The organism is Thermococcus sp. GR5 (assembly GCF_012027535.1).
Taxonomy (GTDB): domain Archaea; phylum Methanobacteriota_B; class Thermococci; order Thermococcales; family Thermococcaceae; genus Thermococcus; species Thermococcus onnurineus.
Map to the genome: position 1 here is coordinate 1 of NZ_SNUN01000043.1, position 386 is coordinate 386.

General features: G+C 36.5%; 1 protein-coding gene. It reads right to left on the reverse strand.

All coding sequences use genetic code 11. The features are described 5' to 3' along the window. The coding region (locus tag E3E33_RS10790; protein ID WP_167731707.1) for a helix-turn-helix domain-containing protein at positions 1-285 on the reverse strand (285 nt) is incomplete at its 3' end. Positions 286-386 lie beyond the last annotated feature (101 nt).

Consider the following 386-nt stretch of genomic DNA (forward strand, 5'->3'; position numbering starts at 1 on the left):
GGTAAGAATTTTCACAACTTGATAACCCTTGGAGGAGCAGTAGTTTTTGAGATATTCAACCTGTCTCTCCAAGTCCTCTTTCTGGTCTCTGCTCGAAACTCTGGCATAAATGACGACTTTATCAAGAGTTTTTCCTTCAAGTAGTCTTTTGATTTCACTTTCGGGAATACGGTACTCTTTTCCAACACGATACGCTTTAATCTCGCCAGATTTAATCTTTCTAATTAGTGTTGGTTTGCTGATACCCAAGAGTTGTGATGCCTTACCTGTTCGATAGAGCCTCATACAGCACTCCTCCAAAATAAATTATGAAATGAAAATATTTAAACTTTACACTTTTAACTATTTATGAAACAGCCCATAAATTGTTTTAGCCTTATCCTTGT